Here is a 5,447-nt window from a genome sequence, read left to right as displayed (position 1 = left end):
GAACTTAGGTAATTAACGGCAAGCCAAAAATATTTATTTAATTAACTTTAACATTAGCAACATTTTTAATACATCTCTAAATGAGATGCAGGATACCATTATGTTCGACAGCATAACGTTTAACCAAGTAAAACGTCATGAGAACAGAAAACTCAATGATATCACTCAGTTTTTAAAAGAGAATGATTTAGACATTGATGCCAGCGTTGACGTCTTTATTACGATCACACGTAACGAAAGGTTAATTGCCTGTGGTGGTCTCGCTAAGAATGTCATTAAATGCGTTGCTATTAGCGATGAAGTTCGTGGTGAAGGTTTAGCCTTAAAATTAGCGACTGAATTGGTGAATCTCGCTTACGAGAATAATACTACTCACCTATTTATCTATACCAAATACCAAAATGAAGAGCTATTTCATCAATGCGGGTTTCATACCATTGCTACTGTGCCCAATGTAATGGTTTTAATGGAAAATAGCTGCTGTTATTTAAATCGCTATATTAAAAGTTTGAAAGCCCAATATAAAGCAGGAAAAAAAATTGGCGCTATCGTAATGAATGCCAACCCATTCACATTGGGGCATCGTTACTTAATTGAACAAGCTTCAAAGAACTGTGATTGGCTACATTTATTTGTCGTTAAAGAAGATACATCCCGTTTCCCGTATAAAGTTCGCCTGAAATTAATTGAAGAAGGCACAAAAGGAATTAGTAACCTCACGATTCATAAAGGTTCGGAATATATTATTTCACGGGCTACATTTCCTTGTTATTTTATTAAAGACATTACTGTAGCCAACAACTGTTATACAGAAATCGATATTAAGATTTTTCGCCAATATATTGCTCCGGCGCTGGGAATTACCCATCGTTTCGTCGGCTCAGAGCCATTTTGCCAAGTCACTAACCAATATAACCAAGACATGCGCTACTGGCTGGAAACCGACGAAATGCCATTCCCACCCATTGAACTGGTCGAATTCCCGCGGACAGTGATCGACGGCACGGCGGTTTCCGCCTCGCAAGTTCGAAAACTGCTCGCTAAAAAAGATCTTGCGGCGATCAAGCCGATTGTGCCCCCTGCCACGTATCACTATTTACAAGAGATGCTCGCAGCGCAGACACCGTCGCCTACCCCCGCACTACAAGCTTGAATTAGTTATAGGTGAAATATGAAAATACTACACGCAGCGGTTGCCGGCACACTCGAATCCAGTGATGTCATGGTACGAATAGAGCCTCTTGAAGACACTCTTGAGGTCTCATTGCAGATCACCAGCAGTGTTGAAAAACAATTTGGTGATGCCATCAATGCCATCGTGCTTGAAATGATCGAAAAATACGATATTCAAGGCGCTGAAATTGTGGTGGATGACAAAGGTGCATTGGAGTGCGTTCTACGCGCTCGCCTCGAAGCCTTACTGGCTCGCGCCTGTGATCTCGATGCTCTGCCATGGGAGGATAAATAATGACACCGGAAAGAAAAAGCCGCACTCGCAGAAGTATGCTGTTCGTCCCAGGTTCCAATGCCGCGATGCTCAGTAACTCCTTTATTTATAAAGCCGATGCCCTGATGTTTGACCTCGAAGACTCCGTCACCATTCGAGAAAAAGACACGGCGCGTCGTTTGGTGTATCACACACTGCAACACCCGTTATATCAAGATATTGAAACCATCGTGCGCGTTAACGCCCTCGATTCTGCTTATGGGGTTGCTGACCTCGAAGCCGTCGTTCGCGGTGGTGCCGACATTGTGCGCTTACCGAAAACCGATACCGCACAAGATATTATTGATATTGAAAACGAAATTCTACGCATTGAAAAAAGCTGTGGGCGCGAAGAAGGTAGCACCGGGTTACTCGCGGCTATCGAATCCCCAATGGGGATCACTCAAGTGGTGAATATTGCTCACGCTTCTCCAAGATTAATAGGCATCGCATTAGGTGCCGAGGACTATGTCCGCAATTTGCGCACCGAGCGGTCTCCAGACGGCATTGAACTCCTCTATGCTCGGTGCGCCATTTTACAAGCTGCGCGTTCTGCTGGTATTCAAGCCTTTGATACTGTCTACTCTGACGCCAACAATGAAGAGGGCTTCCTCAAAGAAGCCGCACTCATTAAGCAGCTTGGTTTTGATGGCAAATCATTAATTAACCCAAGACAAATTGAGTTACTGCATAACTTATATGCCCCAACCCAAAAAGAAGTCGACCATGCTGAGCGTGTAGTAGATGCCGCTGATGCCGCAGAGCGAGAAGGCAAAGGCGTCGTGTCCCTCAACGGTAAAATGGTAGACAGCCCTGTAATTGAAAGAGCCCGCTTAGTGTTATCTCGCGCGGCATTATCAGGCATTCGGGAAGAGTGAGGCAGAACATTATGACAACCAATACATTGCGTCAGGCTCGCGTATCAGCCTACTTAGCACCTAAAGACGATGAATTACTGCGTGAATTCAAAGATATCGGCAAAGTTCAGCAGCAAGTGCAAAAACCACGTAACCGCAAACTGTGTGATGACCTGCAAGTGGCTATCCGCCGTTCAGGATTAAAAGATGGCATGACCATCTCTTTCCACCACGCTTTTCGTGGCGGTGACTTAACCATCAACATGGTGATGCAAGTAATTGCCGAAATGGGCTTTCGCAACCTAACCTTGGCATCCAGCTCACTCAGCGCGTGCCACTCCCCACTGGTTGAACATATACGCCATGGCGTCGTCACTAAGATTTACACCTCTGGCTTACGTGGCCCATTAGCCGAAGCCATTTCTCGTGGCGAATTAGCAGAGCCCGTACAAGTTCACTCCCATGGTGGACGTGCCAATCTTGTTCATAGCGGCGAATTAAAAATCGACGTGGCATTTATCGGCGTTCCGTCTTGCGACGAATACGGCAATGCTAACGGATATACGGGCAACGCGAGCTGTGGCTCACTGGGTTATGCCAAAATCGACGCGGAAAATGCCAAAAAAGTGGTCATGCTGACCGAAGAATTTCTTCCTTACCCACATAACCCATCCAGCATTAAGCAAGATGAAGTGGACTACATTGTTAAAGTCAAACGTGTGGGGGATGCCGACAAAATTGGTGCCGATGCCACTCGCATGACCTCCAACCCGCGTGAGCTATTGATAGCGCGTACCGCCGCTGATGTGATTGAAAAATCAGGCTTCTTCAAAGAAGGATTTTCACTGCAAACCGGTACTGGCGGGGCTTCACTGGCGGTTACTCGCTTCCTCGAAGATAAAATGCGCCGTCATAATATCCATGCAGGCTTCGCATTAGGTGGGATCACCTCCACCATCGTTGATCTCCATGAAAAAGGTTTAATTAAAAAATTACTCGATGTGCAAAGTTTTGACCGCGCTGCTGCCGAGTCTCTCGCGCGTAACCCAAATCACATTGAAATCAGTGCCAACCAATATGCATGCTTTGATTCTAAAGGCGCCTCGGTGGACATGCTCGATGTGGTAGTACTCAGTGCTTTAGAGATTGATACTCGCTTTAATGTCAATGTGTTAACAGGCTCAGATGGGGTTATTCGCGGTGCATCTGGTGGACACAGCGACACGGCGGTGGCGGCGAAACTGTCTATCATCGTCGCGCCGTTAGTACGCGGTCGTATCCCAACCTTGGTAGACGATGTGCTGACTTGCGTGACGCCGGGTTCTAGCGTCGATATTTTGGTGACTGACCATGGTATTGCCGTTAACCCAGCACGCCCTGAGCTGAAGCAACAGCTAGAAAGCCAAGGCATCAAAACCGTTTCTATTCAATGGTTACGTGAACGCGCCCAATTATTAACGGGCACACCAAACCCTATCGAATTTACCGATAAAGTGGTGGCCGTGGTGCGTTATCGTGACGGTTCTGTGATTGATGTTGTCCATCAAGTGAAGGAGTAGAACATGTTTTACCCACTGCCTGATACCCAAGAGCAATTTGACATTTCCTTACCTGACTTGTTGGCGAGCCGTGATGCCCGTCAGGCTCGTCAGCAAGAGTGGATTGGTCTCCATCAGGTAACCTTGATTTCATTTACTGTCGTTTTTCCGGGACCGGTTAAAGACAATCAACTGGTCAGAGACATTTTTAATCAAGGCTTAAATGCGCTTAAGCAAGTTGCTTCATGCAGGCAGTGGGTACTTTTATCACAACAATCATTCCCTTTCGTTACCGGACCGGAATGTTTAGTCGCCGTCAATGCCGATGCCCTTGAGGTCAAAAAAGCCTTAATGGAAGCGGAAGAATTATCCCCCGTCGGCCGACTTTGGGACTTTGATGTTTTTGATGCAAATGGCGTTTTATATTCTCGCAGCCAATTCAATTTACCGACTAGGCGCTGCTTGATTTGTGACAATGAAGCCAAGGTATGTGCGCGCCAACGCAGCCATTCCCTTGAAGAGATTTTGCGTCGTATCGAGGAGTTAGCCCATGCTCCAGCAAAAAATTAACCGAGAACGTACGTTAAATGATGACGTAGTGAATCACTACAGCCAACTGGCTTGGCAAGCAATGCTTGCTGAAGTGAATTTAACCCCTAAACCGGGTTTAGTAGATAAATGCAACACTGGCGCCCATAAAGATATGGCACTGACCGATTTTCATTTAAGTGCCAATGCGATTGCAAAATTCTTTCCACTGTTTTTGCGTGCAGGTTATGAACACTGTCAATTACCGATTAATCAGCTACTTCGCCAAATTCGCGGTATCGGTATCGATTGTGAAAAAGCGATGTTTCGTGCCACTCAAGGGGTAAATACCCACAAAGGTTCCATTTTTTCATTAGGTTTAGTGCTCACGGCCGTGGGGCGTTTATTAGGGTTACGGCAACGTGTTACGCCTAACGCAATCAGCCAAATTGTTTCTGACATGTGCCAAGGATTAACCGCTGAGCTGCAACAGCCTGCAGAGCACCCAACAGCAGGGCAACGTTTATTCCAAGAGTATGGATTCACTGGCGCTAGAGGGGAAGCAGAGCAAGGTTATCAACTGGTGATAGCCCATGCACTGCCCCATTATCTGAAACAACTGGCAGATGGTAAACAGGCTGATATCGCCCTACTCGATACACTGATTTTACTGATGAGTCTCAATGACGATACCAACATCGCCAATCGCGGTGGAATGGCAGGGCTTCAGTGGGTAAAACAGCAAGCTAACTGCCTGTTACAGAAAGGAATTCAAGATGAACAGGATTTAAGCAAAGTCCAACAATTTGACTTGCAATGTATTGAAAAGAATTTAAGCCCCGGAGGCAGCGCAGATTTATTAATTTTGACGTGGTTTTTTGCGCGATTACCTGCGAATGCTTATTTATCTTCATAAATAAAAGCAATTTAAATATTCATTAAAAAAGGAATAAACATCACAAAATTGATTAATTAAAACCAGAGAAAATAATTTTCAAATAAAAACTGATTTTTCTTTTCAATCATTAATAACATTTC

General features: G+C 45.3%; 6 protein-coding genes. All 6 read left to right on the top strand.

Features of this window, described 5'->3' with window-relative positions:
* Positions 1–100: 100 nt before the first annotated feature.
* From citC to citG, 6 genes are read left to right on the top strand one after another with little or no spacing between them, the layout of a single operon-like run.
* Positions 101–1,153, top strand: coding sequence for a [citrate (pro-3S)-lyase] ligase (gene citC / locus JK188_RS16195; protein WP_211885272.1), 1,053 nt, complete (start codon positions 101–103; stop codon positions 1,151–1,153).
* An 18-nt stretch (positions 1,154–1,171) separates the two neighbouring features.
* Positions 1,172–1,468 (top strand): citrate lyase acyl carrier protein, encoded by a 297-nt coding sequence (gene citD / locus JK188_RS18035; protein ID WP_036951301.1) that lies wholly within the window; start codon positions 1,172–1,174, stop codon positions 1,466–1,468.
* The gene (gene citE / locus JK188_RS16185) at positions 1,468–2,364 is read left to right on the top strand and encodes a citrate (pro-3S)-lyase subunit beta (protein WP_211885270.1); all 897 of its coding nucleotides are present in this window, start codon (positions 1,468–1,470) and stop codon (positions 2,362–2,364) included. The genes citD and citE overlap by 1 nt, the downstream gene beginning before the upstream one ends.
* Positions 2,365–2,375: 11 nt before the next feature.
* On the top strand, positions 2,376–3,902 hold the full coding sequence (citF, locus tag JK188_RS16180; protein WP_211885268.1) for a citrate lyase subunit alpha: 1,527 nt from the start codon (positions 2,376–2,378) through the stop codon (positions 3,900–3,902).
* A gap of 3 nt (positions 3,903–3,905) precedes the next feature.
* Positions 3,906–4,451, top strand: a complete 546-nt coding sequence (gene citX / locus JK188_RS16175) for a citrate lyase holo-[acyl-carrier protein] synthase (RefSeq protein ID WP_154600281.1) — start codon at positions 3,906–3,908, stop codon at positions 4,449–4,451.
* Positions 4,432–5,325 carry a triphosphoribosyl-dephospho-CoA synthase CitG gene (gene citG, locus JK188_RS16170; RefSeq protein ID WP_211885266.1) on the top strand — a complete coding sequence of 298 codons (894 nt, stop codon included), beginning with the start codon at positions 4,432–4,434 and terminating at the stop codon, positions 5,323–5,325. Before citX ends, citG begins: the two co-directional genes overlap by 20 nt.
* Positions 5,326–5,447: the final 122 nt, after the last annotated feature.

Source organism: Providencia sp. JGM181, from assembly GCF_018257375.1.
GTDB classification, from domain to species: domain Bacteria; phylum Pseudomonadota; class Gammaproteobacteria; order Enterobacterales; family Enterobacteriaceae; genus Providencia; species Providencia lanzhouensis.
This window is presented reverse-complemented; position numbering and strand designations above follow the sequence as displayed.